Source organism: Streptomyces sp. NPDC051740, from assembly GCF_044453165.1.
GTDB classification, from domain to species: domain Bacteria; phylum Actinomycetota; class Actinomycetes; order Streptomycetales; family Streptomycetaceae; genus Streptomyces; species Streptomyces atrovirens.
The window spans coordinates 1-17,302 of record NZ_JBITCL010000007.1; the positions used below are offsets into that span (position 1 = coordinate 1).

Below are 17,302 nucleotides of genomic sequence, written 5' to 3' on the forward strand. Positions count from 1 at the left end.
CGCCCGCGCGGGCCGCCGGGCGCCCCCCCCCGCGGCGCGCCCCCGCCCCCCCCCCCCCCCCCCCCCCCCCCCCCCCCCCCCCCCCCCCCCCCCCCCCCCCCCCCCCCCCCACGGCGGGGACCAGGGGGGTCAGGGCTTCAGCAGCAGGGTGTCGCTGGTGCTGTCCGCGACCGCCTTCTCCGAGTACGACCACTCCAGCAGCTCGCCCTCGGCCCACTTGTCCGTCTGGTCGACGTAGTGGGCGCTGTAGGCGTGCCCGGAGGCGCCGGTGAGGTTGATCCACCGGGACTTGTCGAGGTCGCCGAGGTTGACCACCATCCGCATGGACGGCACCCAGACGACGCCGTAGCCCCCGGCGGCGTTCCAGCCGGTCGCGTTGACGGTGGCCTCGCCGCCGCCGAGCTTCCACGGGCCGCGGTTGAGCATGTACTGCAGGAAGTCCGGGCCCTCGGTGCCGAGGGTCTGGTTGTTCAGGAACAGGCGGTGCAGCCGGCCCCAGCTCCAGCTGTCGATGTCCTTGCCGAGCTTGGCGGTCAGCTCCCAGCGGGCGTCGATCATGGCGCGCTTGAACAGCTCGTCACGGTTGTCCGCGGCGGGGCGGGTGCCCGACTTGGGGGTCTTCCACCAGGAGCTGTCCTCCTTGTCCATCAGCGTGCGGACCACCTCGAACCAGCGGTCGCCGCCGTCGGGCTGCGCCTGGTCGGCGTCGCGCTGACCGCACTCGCGGACCTTGCCCGCCTCGTCGGCGGGCCCGGTGGTGTTGACCGGGTCGACCCACACGCACTGGCCCTTGACCCGCAGCTCCTTGGGCAGCTTGTGGGCGAAGGCGAGCTTGAGGATGTTGCGCCACACGGAGTTGAAGTACGCGGCGGCGGCCGAGTCGGCGTCCTGGGTGTAGTCCCAGCCCTCCAGCAGCTTCTGCGCCTCGCGGACGTCCGCGTCCTCGGTGTCGATCTTGAGCAGGTGCGGCACCAGCAGCTTGGCGATGGAGCTGGAGTTGTCGAGCTGCATCTGCCGCATGTCGTCGGTGGAGATCTTGCCGCCGTCCTTGATCTTCGACTTGATCAGTTCGGTGATCCGCTGGCTGCGGGCACCGTAACCCCAGTCGGTGGTCAGCGTGTACGGGTAGTCCTCGTCGACGACGGCCTGGTTGGCGGTGACGATGTAGCCGCGGTCCGGGTTGTACTCGTAGGGCAGCGCTTCCTGCTCGATCCAGCCGGTCCACTCGTAGTCGGCGTCCCAGCCGGGGGCGGGGAGGGAGCCGTCGTGCTTCTCCGCGCGGGTGGGGATCTTCCCGGGGAGCGTGTAGCCGATGCTGCCCTCGGTGTCCGCGTAGACGAGGTTCTGCGAGGGCACCTCGAACAGGGTGGCGGCCTCGCGGAAGTCGTCCCAGTCCTTCGCGCGGTTCATCGCGAAGATCGAGTCCATGGTGCGGCCGGCGTCCAGGGCGGTCCAGCGCAGCGCGACGCCGTAGCCGTCGCCCCGGTCGGGGGCGGCGCTGTCGACGGTGGCCTTCTTGCCGGTCTTCACCAGGTCGTCGGAACGGTCGGAGAGCAGGGGGCCGTTGTTGGTCTCACGGACGACGATCTTCTGCGCCTTGCCGCCGGCGACCTTGATGGTCTCCTCGCGCGTCTCGAACGGCACCACCTTGCCGTCGTACTGGTAGCCGTCGCCGGTGATCTTCTCCAGGTAGAGGTCGGTGACGTCGACGCCGGAGTTGGTCAGGCCCCAGGCGATGTCCTGGTTGTGGCCGATTATCACGCCCGGCATGCCCGCGAAAGTGTAGCCGGTGACGTCGTACTGGCACTTGGCGGACACCTCGCGGCAGTGCAGGCCCATCTGGTACCAGACGGACGGCAGCGAGGCCGACAGGTGCGGGTCGTTGGCGAGCAGCGGCTTGCCGGTGATGGTGTGATCGCCGGAGACCACCCAGGAGTTGGAGCCGATGCCGTCGCCGTTGACGCCGACGGCGGTGGGGAGGTCCTCCAGGACCTGCTGGAGGCCGGTGAGCTGGCTCTCCAGGGAGGAACCGCTGGTACCGGTACCCGTGCCGGTTCCGGTGCCTGTGCCCGTACCCGTCCCGGTGCCCGTGCCGGTGCCCGTGCCGGTGCCGGTGCCGGTGCCCGTGCCGGTCCCCGTACCCGTCCCGGTGCCGGTCCCCGTACCCGTCCCGGTCCCCGTGCTCTCGCCCTGCTCGTACGCCCCGGTGAGCTGGTTGTACTGGCCCTCCTGGACCACCGGCTTGTTCCGGCTGTACGGGTACGCCGGGTACAGGTCGGCGATCTGCTTCGGGCCGAGGCGGCTGGTCATCAGCGCGCGGTCGATCTCGTCCTGCATGTTGCCGCGCAGGTCCCAGGCCATCGCCTTCAGCCAGGCCACGGAGTCGACCGGGGTCCACTTCCCGGGCTTGTAGTCGTTCTCGAAGCCGAGCGCCGCGTACTCCAGGGAGATCTCCTTGCCCTCCTTGCCCTCCAGATAGGCGTTGACGCCCTTGGCGTACGCGTCGAGGTACTTCCTGGTGGCGGGGGAGAGCTTCTTCTCGTACTCCTCCTCGGCGATCCGGTCCCAGCCCAGGGTGCGCAGGAACTCGTCGTTGTCGATCTGGCTCTCGCCGAACATCTCCGACAGGCGCCCGGCGGTCATGTGCCGGCGCACGTCCATCTCGTAGAACCGGTCCTGCGCCTGGACGTAGCCCTGGGCCATGAACAGGTCCTCGTCGGAGGAGGCGTAGATCTGCGGGATGCCGTAGCCGTCCCGCTTGACGTCGACGGTCCCCGTCAGGCCCTTGAGCGTGGTCGAGCCCTTGGTCTGCGGGAAGGAGGCACGCACGGTGCTGACCGACCAGTACCCGCCGTAGGCGACAGCACCGATCAGGGCCAGCACCAGGACGAGCACGATCAGTCGTCCTCTGCGTCCCTTCTTCCTGCCGGACTTGCCGGGCTGCTGCCCCGCGGAGGCGCCGGCCTGCTGACCCGTGGAGGCGGTGGTGTCGGTGGGCATCGCTGTCCTTGCTGTCCTAACGCGAGCGGCAGGTCGGGCTGTGCTTTTAACTGAGCGCTGGAGCAACGATAGGCGCAGGGCCCCGCGCCCCTTGACGCGGAGTCGGGAACCAGCCCGGACTGACGTTCGATCTTGCCGTCCCGAGCGTCAAGAAAGCGTCAAGAGTTAGGTAAGGTAACGAAGTAGTTTGCCGCGGAAGCGGTGGCTCGTATGCGATGTACGTGAGCTCACGCGCGGGTGCGCCTGAGTCAGGGAAGGGAACGGCCGCTGACTGTCCACCACCTCAACCAGCTCCTGCTCGTCTGCTCGATCGTCCTGCTCGTCGCCGTCGCAGCGGTCCGGATCTCCTCACGCAGCGGGCTCCCCAGCCTGCTCGTCTACCTGGGCATCGGCATCGCCCTGGGCCAGGACGGCTTCGGCGACATCCACTTCGACAACGCCGAGCTGACCCAGGTCATCGGATACGCGGCCCTGGTCGTGATCCTGGCCGAGGGCGGCCTGGGCACGAAGTGGACGGAGGTGAGACCGATCCTGCCCGCCGCCTCCGTGCTCGCGCTGGGCGGCGTCGCGGTGAGCGTCGGCGTCACGGCGTCGGCCGCGCACTTCCTGGTCGGGCTGGAGTGGCGGCAGGCGCTGATCATCGGCGCGGTGGTGTCGTCGACCGACGCGGCGGCCGTCTTCTCGGTGCTGCGGAAAATACCGCTCCCCGCGCGGGTGACGGGCGTGCTGGAGGCGGAGTCCGGCTTCAACGACGCTCCCGTCGTCATCCTGGTCGTCGCCTTCTCCTCGGCCGGACCGGTCGAGCACTGGTACGTCCTGGTCGGCGAGATAGTGCTGGAGCTGGCCATCGGCGCCGCCGTCGGACTCGCGGTGGGCTGGCTGGGCGCCTGGGGACTGCGGCACGTGGCACTGCCCGCCTCCGGCCTCTACCCGATCGCCGTCATGGCCATCGCGGTCACCGCCTACGCGGCCGGCGCCATCGCCCACGGCAGCGGCTTCCTCGCCGTCTACCTCGCCTCGATGCTGCTGGGCAACGCCAAACTGCCGCACTGGCCCGCCACCCGCGGCTTCGCCGAGGGGCTCGGCTGGATCGCCCAGATCGGCATGTTCGTCCTGCTCGGCCTGCTCGTCACCCCGCACGAACTGGGCGACGACATCGTGCCCGCGCTGGTCATCGGGCTGGCGCTCACCATGGTGGCCCGCCCGCTGAGCGTCGTCGTCTGCCTGCTGCCGTTCCGGGTGCCCTGGCAGGAACAGACGCTGATGTCCTGGGCGGGACTGCGCGGCGCCGTGCCCATCATCCTCGCGACGATCCCGATGGTGCAGGGCGTCGCCGGGAGCGAGCGGATCTTCAACATCGTCTTCGTCCTGGTCGTCGTCTACACCCTCATCCAGGGGCCGACCCTGCCCTGGCTGGCCCGCAAACTGCACCTGGGCGCGGACTCCGCCGCCGACCTCGGCATCGAGTCGGCGCCCCTGGAGCGGCTGCGCGGACACCTGCTGTCGGTCGCCATCCCGGCCGGGTCGAGGATGCACGGCGTGGAGGTCGCCGAGCTGCGGCTGCCGAACGGGGCCGCCGTCACCCTCGTCGTGCGCGACGGGACGTCGTTCGTGCCGCTGCCGTCGACGGTGCTGCGCCGCGGGGACGAACTGCTCGTCGTCGCCACGGACCCGGTACGGGACGCCGCCGAACGGCGCCTGCGCGCGGTCGGCCGGGGCGGCAAGCTGGCCGGCTGGCTGGGCGCCGACGGACCGCGGGCGGGACGCTGACGGACGACGGACGGAACGCCGACGGACCGCGGGCGGGACGCCGACGGACGACGGACGGAACGCCGACGGACCGCGGGCGGGACGCCGACGGACGACGGACGGAACGCCGACGGACCGCGGGCGGGACGCCGACGGCGTGCCCGGCTTCACAGCGAGCGGCAGGTGATCCCTGTACGATGCAGGCGACCCCCAGATCGAACCAACTCTGCCTGACGCAGAGCTGGCGCGACCGTATGGCGGCCGGGACGCCCTGAGCTGTGGCGCCGGTATCTACCGCAGTCAGCGCAAGAGGACAGCTCTCGGCGCCCCCCGCACGACCCGCGCGGGCCGCTACCAGGTGGCGGAAAGGCACGGGCCGTGGCATCCACGGTCACCACGTCGAAGGACTCGGCGGCCACCTCCCGACCGGGATACGGCCGGCTGCTGCGCACGCGCGGCGCGTGGACGTTCCTGCTCCCCGGCTTCGCGGCCCGCCAGCCGTTCGCGATGCTCACCCTCTCCATCGTGCTGCTGGTGCAGCACACCACCGGCTCGTACGGAGCGGCCGGCGCCGTCGCGGCCGTCACCGGCGTCTCCATGGCGCTGTTCGCCCCCTACAGCGGCCGTCTCGCCGACCGCCACGGCCAGCGCGCCGTCCTCGTGCCCGGCGTCCTCGTCCACACGGCGGCCGGACTGGCCCTCACCGCGCTCGCGCTGACCGACGCGCCCCTGTGGGCGCTGTTCGCCGCCGCCGTGCCCACGGGTGCCTCGGTGCCGCAGATCGGGCCCATGGTGCGGGCCCGCTGGGGCGTGCGGCTCAAGGGCTCCCCGCTGCTGACCACCGCGGCGGCCTTCGAGTCCGTCACCGACGAGTTCACCTTCGTCGTCGGACCGCTGCTGGCGACGGCCCTGTGCACGGCCGTGGACCCGGCCGCGGGCCTGCTCACCGAGGCCGCGCTGACGTTGGTCGGCGGTCTGCTGTTCGCCGCGCAGAAGGGCACACAGCCCGAGGCGGGCCGCGACGGGCACGCGCGCGTGGAGCACGTTTCCGCGCTGCGCGTCCCCGGTGTGCGCGTGCTGATCGTGACGTTCCTGGGCATCGGTTCCGTCTTCGGCGGCATGCAGGTCTCGCTGGCCGCGTTCACCGAGTCGATCGGCGAGCCCGGACTGAACGGCGTCCTCTACGGCGTCTTCGCCGCGGGCAACATGCTCTCCGGCGTCGCCTGCGGCGCGATCGCCTGGAAGACCGCCCCGCAGCGGCGCCTGGTGATCGGCTACGCGGCGCTCGCGCTGACCGCGTCCGCCCTGTGGACCGCCCACTCGGCCCTGCTGCTGGCCGGGCTCGGTCTCCTGGTCGGCATGTGCATCGCACCGGCCCTGATCACCGGCTACACACTGGTGGAGAACCTGGTCCCGGCGGGCGCCCGCACCGAGGCCTTCACCTGGCTGACCGGCGCCGTCGCGCTCGGTCAGGCGGCGGCCGTCACGGTCGCGGGACAGCTGGAGGACCGCCTGTGGGGCGGCGCCGGCTTCCTGGTCCCGATGGCCGGTACGGTGCTGGCCCTCGCGACACTGTTGGCGCTGCGGTCACGGCTGGCCGCGCCCCCGCGCGGGCGCACCGTCGCACGTGGTGTCGGTCACCGCGAGTCCGTCGCAGTGGACTGAACCCGCGGAATACGTCAAGATGGACCGTCGTTAGCACTCATCGAGTGAGAGTGCCAGGAGGAAGACAGTGCCGACCTACCAGTACCAGTGCACCGAGTGCGGCGAGGGCCTCGAGGCGGTGCAGAAGTTCACCGATGACGCGTTGACCGAGTGCCCCAACTGCCAGGGCCGCCTGAAGAAGGTGTTCTCGGCGGTGGGCATCGTCTTCAAGGGCTCCGGCTTCTACCGCAACGACAGCCGCGGCTCCTCGTCGAGCAGCTCGCCGGCGTCGTCGAAGTCGTCGAGCACCTCGTCGTCGACGTCTTCCGCCTCCTCAGACTCGGGTTCGAGCTCGTCGTCCGGTTCGTCGGCCGGCTCCTCCAGTTCGGGCAGTTCCACCAGCACCACCGCCGCGTAGGGCCGCTTCCTTACGGGACCCTGTCGTCATCCGACGACGGGGTCTTCGGCGTTTCCGGGTGCGGTTAGGGTGCGGGGCATGGCGAACATGGCGAAGGCCGGGATCGGCGTGATCGGCGGCTCCGGTTTCTACTCCTTCCTCGACGACGTGACCGAGGTCCAGGTGGACACCCCGTACGGGGCGCCCAGCGACTCCCTCTTCCTCGGCGAGGTGGCCGGCCGGCGGGTCGCCTTCCTGCCCCGGCACGGACGCGGCCACCATCTGCCGCCGCACCGCATCAACTACCGGGCCAACCTGTGGGCGCTGCGGTCGGTCGGCGTGCGCCAGGTCCTCGGGCCGTGCGCGGTCGGCGGTCTGCGTCCCGAGTACGGGCCGGGCACGCTGCTGGTGCCGGACCAGCTCGTGGACCGTACGAAGTCCCGGGTGGGCACCTACTTCGACGGGCTGCCGCTGCCCGACGGCACGGTGCCGAACGTGGTCCACGTGTCGCTGGCCGACCCCTACTGCCCCACCGGGCGGGCCGCCGCGCTGAAGGCGGCGCGGGGCCGGGACTGGGAGGTGGTGGACGGCGGCACGCTGGTCGTGGTCGAGGGGCCGCGCTTCTCCACCCGCGCCGAGTCGCTGTGGCACCAGGCGCAGGGCTGGTCGGTGGTGGGCATGACCGGCCACCCCGAGGCGGCGCTCGCCCGTGAGATGGAGCTCTGCTACACCTCCCTGACCCTGGTCACCGACCTGGACGCCGGGGCCGAGACGGGTGAGGGTGTCTCCCACGACGATGTGCTGCGGGTGTTCGCCGCCAACGTGGACCGGCTGCGGGGCGTGCTCTTCGCCGCGGTGGCCGGGCTGCCGGAGGCGGAGGAGCGGGACTGTCCGTGCACGTCGGCGCTGGGCGGGATGAACCCGGGGTTCGCGCTGCCGTAGCCGGTGGCGGGGCGGAACGTCCCGTTCGGGTGGGGGAGTTCTCCACAGGTTCGGGGTACGTCCACAGGGCCCGGCGGGGCGCGGCGCGAGGCCTCATCGTGGGAGTCGCAAGCCGGTCCCTCGTCGCAGGTGGTGGTACCCGTGTCCCGTCTTCCCTCCTCGCTCCGCTCCCCCTCTTTCCCCCGTCCGCCCGGCCCCGAGGTCCCTCCCCCGTGCGAGGTGCCGCACTTCGCACCGGTGCGGGTGCGCGGCGGCCTGCCGCTCCCGGGCGGGCTCGTACGGCACCGGAGGCGGGCCATGGCGCTCGGCCTCGCGGTCACGGCGGCGGCGCTGGTGGCGGCGGGGCCGCGGGACGCGGACCGGTCCCGCGGCCGTCCCGACGGATCCCCGGCGGCCCGTGCCGCCTCGGCGTCCCCCGGGGACCGTGCCGTACGGGCGCGGGGCGCGGGGGCGGCGGTCACGGCGGCGGTGCGGATCGCCGACGCGGCCACGGTACGGCTGCTGCGGCCGGGCGACCGGGTGGACGTGATCGCCGCCGAGGAGGCGGTGTCCGGAGGCGAGGCCCGCGTGGTCGCGCGCGGGGCACGGGTGACCGAGGTGCCGGAACCGGCGGACGGAGCGGGCGGAACGGGCGACGGCGGGGCGCTGGTCGTACTGTCGGTGCCGCGTTCCACGGCGGCCGGACTGGCCGGCGCGAGCGCCACGGCCCGGCTGGCGGTGACGGTGTGGTGACCGGCGCTTCTCCGGTCCTCGTCCGCGCGTCGGGCCCTTGCGCCGGGTGGCCCGGCTGGACAGGCCGGCACCGGCGTGACGTAGGTTGCGGAGCGCTTTCTTCCGCACCCTACGCACGAGAAATGAGGCCTCGAAGTGAGCGACCAGGAGAAGACGGGCATTCTGCAGGGCTTCAAGGCCTTCCTGATGCGGGGCAACGTCGTCGATCTGGCCGTGGCGGTGGTCATCGGTGCCGCCTTCACGAACATCGTCAACTCGGTCGTGAAGGGCGTCATCAGTCCGCTGGTGGGTGCGTTCGGCACGAAGAACCTGGACAGCTACAGCTCGTGTCTGAAGGGCCCCTGCGAGGGCGCCGGGGACGCCGCGACCGGTGTCAGGATCCTGTGGGGCTCGGTCCTCGGGGCGACGCTGCAGTTCGTGATCACCGCGGCGGTCGTCTACTTCCTGATGGTGCTGCCCATGGCGAAGTACCTGGCCCGGGTGGAGGCCCGCCGGAAGGCGAAGGAGGGCGCGCACGAGGTCGTCGAGATCACCGAGCTGGAGGTGCTCAAGGAGATCCGCGACACCCTCGTCGCGCAGCGCGGCACGGGGCACGGCGAGCGGTAGGGGCGGCCCGCCGGCGGGCGGGTCAGATGTGGTGGGGCGGCTTCTCGTCGAGGAAGCGCTTCAGATCGGCCGCACTGTCGCCGGACGGGCGCTCCCCCCAGCCGCGGTCCGTGTCGTCCGAGGACTGCTGGTCCAGCGGGTCGTCGAAGACCAGCGCCGGCTTGGGCCCACTCGGGCGGGGATCGGGGGCGGTGCTCATACGTCCAGGGTACGACCGCCCCTGACCGGGCAGTACTGGCCCCATGACAGCTGACGCTCTGACGGATGTGGCCGGCGTGCGCGTGGGGCACGCGACGCGCACCGGCGACGGGTGGCTCACGGGCACCACGGTCGTGCTCGCGCCCGAGGGCGGGGCCGTGGCCGCGGTGGACGTGCGCGGCGGCGGGCCCGGCACGAAGGAGACCGACGCGCTCGATCCGCGCAACCTGGTGCGGACGGTCGAGGCGGTGGTGCTGACCGGGGGCAGCGCGTACGGGCTGGACTCGGCGTCCGGGGTGATGGCCTGGCTGGAGGAGCGGGGGCGCGGGGTGCGCGTCGGGCCGGATCCCGCGCAGGTGGTGCCGGTGGTGCCGGCCGCCTGTGTCTTCGACCTGGGCCGGGGCGGCGACTTCCGGGCCCGGCCGGACGCGGCCACCGGCCGGGCCGCGGTCGAGGCCGCGGCGGCGACCGGTCCGGGCGCGCCGGTGCCGCAGGGGTGCGTGGGCGCCGGTACGGGCGCGGTGGTCGGGCAGGTGAAGGGCGGGATCGGCACCGCGAGCGCGGTGCTGGAGTCGGGCATCACGGTGGCCGCGCTGGTGGTGGCCAACGCGGCGGGGTCGGCGGTCGATCCGGGGACGGGGGTGCTGTACGGGGAGTTGTTCCAGGGCCGGGTGCGGTATCCGGAGCCGGAGGTGCACGAGGCCGCGCTGCGGCGGCTCACGGAGGTGGCCGGGCGGAACGCGGCTCCGCCGCTGAACACCACGCTCGCGGTGGTCGCCACCGACGCCGGCCTGTCCAAGGCGCAGGCGCAGAAGCTGGCCGGCACCGCGCACGACGGCATCGCGCGGGCCGTGCGGCCGGTGCATCTGCTCAGCGACGGCGACACCGTCTTCGCCCTGGCCACGGGCGCCCGCCCGCTGGACGCGGCGGACCCGCTGGCCCTGAACGAGGTTCTCGCGGCGGGCGCGGACCTGGTGACCCGCGCGATCGTACGAGCGGTCCGGGCCGCCGGTCCGGTGGACGGTCCGGGCGGTTCGTGGCCGTCGTACGGGGAGTTGTACGGCGAGCGTTGAGGGAGGTGTACGGCGAGCGTTGAGGGAGGTGCCGGTGACCGGCTGCGGAAGTACCGTTCGGCCAGGAGCAATTGACGTCCGCACCGGACCCGTCGGGAACTCCTCTTGCGCTCCGCCCGTTTTTCGGCCATACGTTTTCTCAGTTCCCGGACACGATGTCCGGCCGAGGGGCTACGGTATGCACCCACAAGGTGACATGCAGCAACGCCGGGAGAAACCTTGAGCGTTCCGTACGAGACGGCAGCGTACGAACCACCCGACCCGCCCGAGTCTCCGGAGGAGCACCTCGCGCGCCTCCTCGGCCGCGCCCTGAACTCCTTCGAGCTGCCGGACGAGACGATCCGGCGGCTGGACTGCGCGCTGGCGCACGACGGTTCGCTGCACTCCGCGCACCACAGCGCCGGTCTGCACCGGGAGACGTACCGGCACACCTGGCTGCTCGCCGACGGTTCGGCGCTGACGCTCTGGGAGCTCGTGCACAACACGGCACCGGGGAACGAGCCGCAGCACGAGGTGTATGTGGACGAGGAGGAGTTGCGGACGGCCACGGCCCGGCTGCCGTTGCCGCCGGACACCCCGGACTTCGAACTGCCCGTGACGGTGCAGTTGTTGCCGCCTCCCACGCTGCGGCAGGTGTATGTTCCGGACGGTTCCGCGGATCACGCGCGGCGCTTACTGCGCCGGGCGGAGAACACGGACCGGCCGGACGCGGAGACGGCCGCGCTGCTGGCCACGGCATGCGCGCACCGGATCACGCAGGCCTTCGGCCGCCCGTCCCGCACGGGGCGGCCGGGGCTGTCCTTCTCGCTCTACGAGCACGCGTTCCTGCTGGGTGACGGTGCGGAGATGTCCGTGTGGGAGGTCGAGCACACGGTCACGCCGGACGGGCGGCACATGTGCGAGGTGTACGCCAGCGAGGACGCGGCGCGGGACGCGATGGAGCGCCGGGCGGCGCAGGTCTCCTGACCCGGCGGGCGGGGCCTCGGCCCCGCCCGCTCAGTCCCCTTCGCCGAAGCGCCGTACCAGCCCGGCGAACGCGTCGCGCTCCGCCGGGGTGAGCCGTACGGCTTCCACGTGGGGGCCGGTCCGGCGCTGGCGCGGGATCACCGGGACGCCGTGAGGGGCGTGGGGGGTGTGCTGCCGGCGGGCCGCCTCGTCGAGGGGTTCACGTGCGCGCGTCCGTCCGCGCCGGCGCCGCAGGGCGTCGGCCAGACCCGCCGCACAGGCCACGGCCACCAGGGTGAGGACGGTGGCGCCCGTCGTCCGCGAGAGTGTCGTGTACTCAGGCATGCGGCCCAGTACACACCAAGATCCGGGGCTTTGACCCCGGATCGTGATGATCGTGATCTATATCGCAGTAGGCATGAACCGCCCACACCTACCCAAACGGACGCACCGCCGTAACTCTACGCGGCCACCGGCTGCTTGGTCTCCGACGGCGGCACCGGGGCGCCCTCGCCCGCGCCCGTGGCGACCGGGGCCGGCTTGCGCAGGCCCTTGAGGACGATCACCAGGGCCGCCGTGACGCACACGCCCGCGGCGATGGCGACCAGGTAGAGGAACGGGTTGCCGATCAGCGGGACGACGAAGATGCCGCCGTGCGGGGCGCGCAGGGTGGCGCCGAAGGTCATCGACAGGGCTCCGGTGACCGCGCCGCCCACCATGGAGGCGGGGATCACCCGCAGCGGGTCGGCGGCGGCGAACGGGATCGCGCCCTCGGAGATGAAGGAGGCGCCCAGGACCCAGGCGGCCTTGCCGTTCTCGCGTTCGGTGCGGTTGAAGAGCTTGCCGCGGACCGTGGTGGCCAGGGCCATCGCCAGCGGCGGCACCATGCCGGCGGCCATCACCGCGGCCATGATCTTCATCGCGGAGTCGCTGGGGCTCGCGACGGCGATCCCGGCGGTGGCGAAGGTGTAGGCGACCTTGTTGACGGGCCCGCCGAGGTCGAAGCACATCATCAGGCCGAGGAGGGCGCCGAGCAGGACGGCGTTGGTGCCGGTGAGGCCGTTCAGCCAGTCCGTCATGCCCTTCTGGGCCTCGGCGATGGGCTTGCCGATGACGACGAACATCAGGAAGCCGACGACCGCCGCGGAGATCAGCGGGATCACCACCACCGGCATGATGCCGCGCAGCGCCGCCGGGATGCGCACCTTCTGGATCGCGATCACCACGCCACCGGCGATCAGACCGGCCGCGAGACCGCCGAGGAATCCGGCGTTGACGGTGAGCGAGATCGCGCCGCCGACGAAGCCGGGCACGAGACCGGGCCGGTCGGCCATGCCGTAGGCGATGTAGCCGGCCAGGACGGGGACGAGGAAGCCGAAGGCGACGCCGCCGATCTGGAAGAGCAGGGCGCCCCAACTGTCGGCCTGGGTCCACACGAAGTGGTCCATCACCGAGGGCGCCTCGTTGATCTCGTAGCCGCCGATCGCGAAGCCGAGGGCGATGAGCAGACCGCCCGCCGCGACGAACGGCACCATGTAGCTGACGCCGGACATCAGCCATGTGCGCAGCTTGGTGCCGTAGCCCTCGCCGGATTCGCCGCCTCGCTCGACGGGCGTACCACCGGACACGGCAGCGGTGACCTCGCCGCGTTCCGCCTTGCCTCTCACCTCGGTGATCAGTTCGGCGGGGCGGTTGATGGCCGCCTTGACGCCGGTGTCGACGGTCGGCTTGCCCGCGAAGCGGTCCTTCTCCCGTACGGGGACGTCGTGGGCGAAGATCACACCGTCCGCCGCCGCGATCACGGCCGGGTCGAGCCGGGTGAAGCCGGCGGAGCCCTGGGTCTCGACGGTGATCTCGATCCCGGCTTCCCGGCCGGCGTTCTCCAGCGACTCGGCGGCCATGTAGGTGTGGGCGATGCCGGTGGGGCAGGAGGTGACGGCGACGACCCGGAACGGGCGTTCCTCCTCGGCGGCAGCGGTGGTGGCGGTGGTGTCCGTGGCGGCACCGGCGGAGGCCGCCCCCGGTGCCGCCACGGAGTCCTCGGGGCTCTCGGAGCCCGAGGAGCCCGAGGAGCCGGCCTTTTCGCCCCGGATGAGCGCCGCAGCCGCCCCCGCGTCGCCCACCGACCGCAGGGCGTCGGTGAACTCGGCGTTCATCAGCTGCCGGGCCAGCGACGACAGGATCGTCAGATGGGCGTCGTCGGCGCCGGCCGGGGCGGCGATCAGGAAGATCAGGTCGGCGGGCCCGTCCGCCGCGCCGAAGTCGATCCCGGCGGCGCTGCGTCCGAAGGCCAGCGTGGGCTCGGTGACGTGCTCACTGCGGCAGTGCGGGATGCCGATGCCGCCGTCGAGGCCGGTCGGCATCTGCGCCTCGCGGGCGGCGACGTCGGCGAGGAAGCCGTCCAGGTCGGTCACCCGGCCCAGGGCCGCCATGCGCTCGGCGAGGGCGCGCGCCGCCGCCTCCTTGGTGTCGGCGGACAGGTCGAGATCGACCAGTTCCGCGGTGATCATGTCACTCATCGCGGGCTCCTTCGCACGCGTATCGCCCGTGCGGCGGGGTGGGCGGAAGGGGGGACGGGGGTGAGGAGGGGGTGGTTCATGACACCGGCTCCCGCAGTACGCGGTCGGCGGGTACGTCGGCCGTGACGGTCACCGCGGCCGGGTCCAGGTCGGCCGGGGTCGGCATCACGCTGCCGGGGAGCCGGACGGCCGCCGCGCCGTGGGCGACGGCGGAGGCGAGCGCCTCGGGGCCGCGCCCGCCGGCGACGAGGAACCCGGCCAGCGAGGAGTCGCCCGCGCCCACGTTGCTGCGGACGGCGTCCACCGCGGCGGTGCCGAACCAGGCGCCGTCGTCGTCCACGAGCAGCTGCCCGTCGGCGCCGAGGCTCGCCAGGACGGCCCGGGCACCCATCCCCCGCAGCTCCTCCGCCGCCTTCAGCGCGTCGCCCACGGTGACCAGGGGCCGCCCCACGGCCTCGGCCAGCTCCCCCGCGTTCGGCTTCACCACGTCGGGCCGCTCGCGCAGGGCCGCGAGGAGCGCCGGTCCGGAGGTGTCCAGCGCGACCCGTACGCCGGCGGCGTGCACCCGGGCGACCAGTTCGGCGTACCAGGAGGGGGCGAGTCCGCGCGGCAGGCTGCCGCAGCAGGCGATCCAGTCGGCGCCCGGGGACTGCCGGCGCACGGTGTCCAGGAGCAGTTCCTGTTCGGCCGGGGTCAGTTCCGGACCCGGCGCGTTGATCTTCGTCAGTACGCCGTCGGCCTCGGCGAGCGCGATGTTGGAGCGGGTGGCGCCGGCGACCGGGACCGGAGCGACCTCGATGCCCTGTGCGTCGAGCAGGTCGGCGACCAGGGCGCCCGGTGCGCCGCCCAGGGGCAGTACGGCGACCGTGCGCCGGCCGGCCGCGGTGACGGCGCGGGAGACGTTGACGCCCTTGCCGCCGGGGTCGACGCGTTCGCCGGTGGCCCGGACGACCTCGCCGCGGTCCAGTGAGGGGACCTCGTAGGTGCGGTCCAGGGACGGGTTGGGGGTGACGGTGAGGATCATGCGCGTACTACTTCCGTGCCGCCGAGCTCGATCGCGGCGGCGTCGTCCGGGCCGAGCCCGCTGTCGGTGATCAGCAGGTCCACGTCGCTCAGGTCGCCGAAGCGGGCGAAGTGCTCCTGGCCGTGCTTGGAGGAGTCGGCGAGCAGCACCACCCGGCGGGCGGCGGCCATGGCCGCGCGCTTCACGGCGGCCTCGGCGAGGTCGGGCGTGGTCAGCCCGTGTTCGGCGGAGAACCCGTTGGCGGCCACGAAGAGCACGTCCGCGCGGATCTCGGAGTACGCGCGCAGCGCCCAGGCGTCCACGGCGGCGCGCGTACGGTGCCGTACGCGCCCCCCGACGAGATGGAGCTGGATGCCGGGGTGGTCGGCGAGGCGGGCCGCGATGGGCAGGCTGTGGGTGACGACGGTGAGGGAGGCCTCCGCCGGCAGGATCCCGGCGAGCCGCGCGGCCGTCGAACCGGCGTCCACGATCAGCGTGCCGTCGGCCGGGAGTTCGGCGAGGGCGGCCCTGGCGATGCGGTCCTTCTCGTCGGCCGCGGTCGTCTCCCGCTCGGCGAGGTCCGGCTCGAAGTCGAGGCGTCCGGCGGGGATGGCCCCGCCGTGCACCCTGCGGACCAGGCCGGCCCGGTCGAGGGCCTTGAGGTCCCGGCGGATGGTCTCGGCGGTCACCTGGAACTCCTCGGCCAGTGAGACCACGTCCACCCGGCCGCCGTCGCGGGCGAGCCGCAGGATCTCCTGCTGGCGTTCCGGTGCGTACATGGGGCGCGCCTCCGAGTCCGTTCATGCCCGAACGTGTGGTTTCGCTCGCAGAGTACGTCCGGATGTCCGGGAAGTAAACACACACGGGCATGCGTGGGCACGAACGGGCTTCCGTTCGTGCCCGCACACCCGCACGCCGAGGGCCCGGCACCCCATGAGTCCCATGAGGTACCGGGCCCTTCCCGTCGGCCCGCTCAGGCCACGAGCTCCCGCTCCCTCTCCACCGCCACCGGAGCCTCCCCCGCTCCCTCCACGTGCTGGGCGGGGCGCTTGGGCAGGGCGAACATCAGCAGGAAGATCACGCCCATCACCGCGGCCACATAGCCCAGCGCGTGCTGGAAGCCGTCCGCGAAGGCCGGGCCCACCTCGGCCGGGGCGAGCCGCTCGTCGATCACCCCGAAGAACACCACCGACACCAGGCCGAGGCCCAGCGCGTTCCCCATCTGCTGCACGGTGTTGATCAGCCCCGACGCCGACCCGGCGTGCTCACGCGGCACCTCGGACAGCACCGCGTCGGTCAGCGGGGCCACGATCAGACCCATGCCGACGCCCATGACCACCAGCGGGAGCGCCATCTGCCAGGAGGCGATGTCCATGCCGTAGCGCTCGGACTCCCAGATGTAGAGCAGGACGCCCGCCGCCATCACCAGCGCGCCCGCCTGGAGCACCTTGCGCCCGAAGCGCGGGACCAGCAGCTGCACCGACATCCCGGCCGCCGCGGAGACCGCGACGGAGAACGGCACCCCGGTCAGTCCGGCCCGCAGCGCGCTCCAGCCCAGGCCCATCTGCATGTACAGCGTCCAGACCAGGAAGAAGATGCCGAGGCCGACCCCGAACACCGTCTGCACCGCGATGCCCGCCGCGAAGCTCTTCACCCTGAACAGCGACAGCTCGATCAGCGGGGAGCCGTCCCGCGCGCCCTTGACCCGCTCGTACGCCACCAGCGCCCCGAAGACCACCAGTGCGCCGGCCATCGACACGTACCCCCACAGCGGCCAGCCCAGCTCGCGCCCGCGGGTCAGCGGGTAGAGCAGCATCAGCAGTCCCAGCGTGACCAGCGCGACGCCCACCAGGTCCAGCTTCAGGGCGCGCGGCGCCTTCGACTCGGTGATGAAGCGGCTGCCGAGGAGCAGGCCCGCGATGCCGACCGGCAGGTTGATCAGGAAGATCGGCCGCCATTCCAGGCCGAACAGGTTCCACTCGGTCAGCAGCGCGCCGAGCAGCGGCCCGGACACCGCACCCAGGCCGACGATCGCGCCGAACAGCCCGAACACCTTGCCGCGCTCGTGCGGCGGGAAAGTCGCGTGCACGATCGACAGGACCTGCGGCACCATCAGCGCCGCCATGGCGCCCTGCAGGATGCGGGAGGCGACCAGCATCTCGGGGTTCACGGCGAACCCGCACAGCGCGGAGGCGAGGGTGAAGCCACCGATGCCGACGAGGAAGATCCGCTTGCGGCCGTGGATGTCGCCGAGCCGGCCGCCGGTGACGAGCCCGGCGGCGAAGGCCAGCGCGTAACCGGCGGTGATCCACTGGATCTGGCTGAAGGTCGCGCCCTCGTCGCGCTGGATCGACGGGATCGCGATGTTGACGATCGTGACGTCGACGAGGTCCATGAAGGCCGCGGTCATCACGATCGCCAGCGCGAACCAGCGGCGGCGGTCGCCCACGACGGGCCGTGGTGCCTGCGGGGTGTCGGTGGAGTTCATGTCTCG

Annotated in this window: 15 protein-coding genes; 8 read left to right on the forward strand and 7 right to left on the reverse strand. The window is 72.5% G+C overall.

From position 1 onward, the window contains the following. Window positions 1-129: 129 nt before the first annotated feature. A complete protein-coding gene (locus tag ACIA6T_RS13505; protein ID WP_399446665.1) occupies window positions 130-3,000 on the reverse strand; it encodes a penicillin acylase family protein in 2,871 nt (956 codons plus the stop codon). A gap of 237 nt (window positions 3,001-3,237) precedes the next feature. Between ACIA6T_RS13505 and ACIA6T_RS13510 the strand changes: the two genes are divergently transcribed. The 6 genes from ACIA6T_RS13510 (at window position 3,238) to mscL (ending at window position 9,070) form a co-directional block, all read left to right on the forward strand. Next, the gene (locus ACIA6T_RS13510) at window positions 3,238-4,770 is read left to right on the forward strand and encodes a potassium/proton antiporter (RefSeq protein WP_399446666.1); all 1,533 of its coding nucleotides are present in this window, start codon (window positions 3,238-3,240) and stop codon (window positions 4,768-4,770) included. A gap of 357 nt (window positions 4,771-5,127) precedes the next feature. Further along, window positions 5,128-6,414, forward strand: a complete 1,287-nt coding sequence (locus ACIA6T_RS13515; protein WP_399446667.1) for an MFS transporter — start codon at window positions 5,128-5,130, stop codon at window positions 6,412-6,414. Window positions 6,415-6,481: 67 nt separating this feature from the next. Beyond that, a complete protein-coding gene (locus tag ACIA6T_RS13520) occupies window positions 6,482-6,811 on the forward strand; it encodes an FmdB family zinc ribbon protein (RefSeq protein WP_399446668.1) in 330 nt (109 codons plus the stop codon). A gap of 87 nt (window positions 6,812-6,898) precedes the next feature. Continuing rightward, window positions 6,899-7,732, forward strand: coding sequence for an S-methyl-5'-thioadenosine phosphorylase (locus tag ACIA6T_RS13525; protein ID WP_399446957.1), 834 nt, complete (start codon window positions 6,899-6,901; stop codon window positions 7,730-7,732). Window positions 7,733-7,951: 219 nt separating this feature from the next. Then, window positions 7,952-8,464, forward strand: coding sequence for a hypothetical protein (locus ACIA6T_RS13530; protein WP_399446669.1), 513 nt, complete (start codon window positions 7,952-7,954; stop codon window positions 8,462-8,464). A 135-nt stretch (window positions 8,465-8,599) separates the two neighbouring features. Continuing rightward, window positions 8,600-9,070, forward strand: coding sequence for a large conductance mechanosensitive channel protein MscL (gene mscL, locus ACIA6T_RS13535; protein WP_399446670.1), 471 nt, complete (start codon window positions 8,600-8,602; stop codon window positions 9,068-9,070). 22 nt (window positions 9,071-9,092) lie between these two features. On the opposite strand, the gene ACIA6T_RS13540 is transcribed toward mscL, so the two are convergent. Next, window positions 9,093-9,269: a hypothetical protein gene (locus ACIA6T_RS13540; protein ID WP_107425243.1), complete on the reverse strand. Its 177-nt coding sequence runs from the start codon at window positions 9,267-9,269 to the stop codon at window positions 9,093-9,095. A gap of 43 nt (window positions 9,270-9,312) precedes the next feature. Between ACIA6T_RS13540 and ACIA6T_RS13545 the strand changes: the two genes are divergently transcribed. Next, complete coding sequence (locus ACIA6T_RS13545) at window positions 9,313-10,341, forward strand: P1 family peptidase (RefSeq protein WP_399446672.1); 1,029 nt, start codon at window positions 9,313-9,315, stop codon at window positions 10,339-10,341. A gap of 219 nt (window positions 10,342-10,560) precedes the next feature. Beyond that, window positions 10,561-11,307 carry a DUF6227 family protein gene (locus ACIA6T_RS13550; protein ID WP_399446674.1) on the forward strand — a complete coding sequence of 249 codons (747 nt, stop codon included), beginning with the start codon at window positions 10,561-10,563 and terminating at the stop codon, window positions 11,305-11,307. 30 nt (window positions 11,308-11,337) lie between these two features. On the opposite strand, the gene ACIA6T_RS13555 is transcribed toward ACIA6T_RS13550, so the two are convergent. The 5 genes from ACIA6T_RS13555 to ACIA6T_RS13575 all read right to left on the reverse strand — a co-directional run bounded on the left by ACIA6T_RS13555 (window position 11,338) and on the right by ACIA6T_RS13575 (window position 17,296). After that, window positions 11,338-11,631: a hypothetical protein gene (locus ACIA6T_RS13555; RefSeq protein ID WP_399446675.1), complete on the reverse strand. Its 294-nt coding sequence runs from the start codon at window positions 11,629-11,631 to the stop codon at window positions 11,338-11,340. Window positions 11,632-11,747: 116 nt separating this feature from the next. Continuing rightward, entirely contained in the window at window positions 11,748-13,805 is a 2,058-nt protein-coding gene (locus tag ACIA6T_RS13560) for a fructose-specific PTS transporter subunit EIIC (protein WP_399446676.1), read from the reverse strand. 76 nt (window positions 13,806-13,881) lie between these two features. After that, a complete protein-coding gene (gene pfkB, locus ACIA6T_RS13565; protein WP_399446677.1) occupies window positions 13,882-14,829 on the reverse strand; it encodes a 1-phosphofructokinase in 948 nt (315 codons plus the stop codon). After that, window positions 14,826-15,587 carry a DeoR/GlpR family DNA-binding transcription regulator gene (locus ACIA6T_RS13570; RefSeq protein ID WP_385046769.1) on the reverse strand — a complete coding sequence of 254 codons (762 nt, stop codon included), beginning with the start codon at window positions 15,585-15,587 and terminating at the stop codon, window positions 14,826-14,828. Before ACIA6T_RS13570 ends, pfkB begins: the two co-directional genes overlap by 4 nt. 194 nt (window positions 15,588-15,781) lie before the next feature. Beyond that, complete coding sequence (locus ACIA6T_RS13575) at window positions 15,782-17,296, reverse strand: MFS transporter (protein WP_399446678.1); 1,515 nt, start codon at window positions 17,294-17,296, stop codon at window positions 15,782-15,784. Window positions 17,297-17,302: the final 6 nt, after the last annotated feature.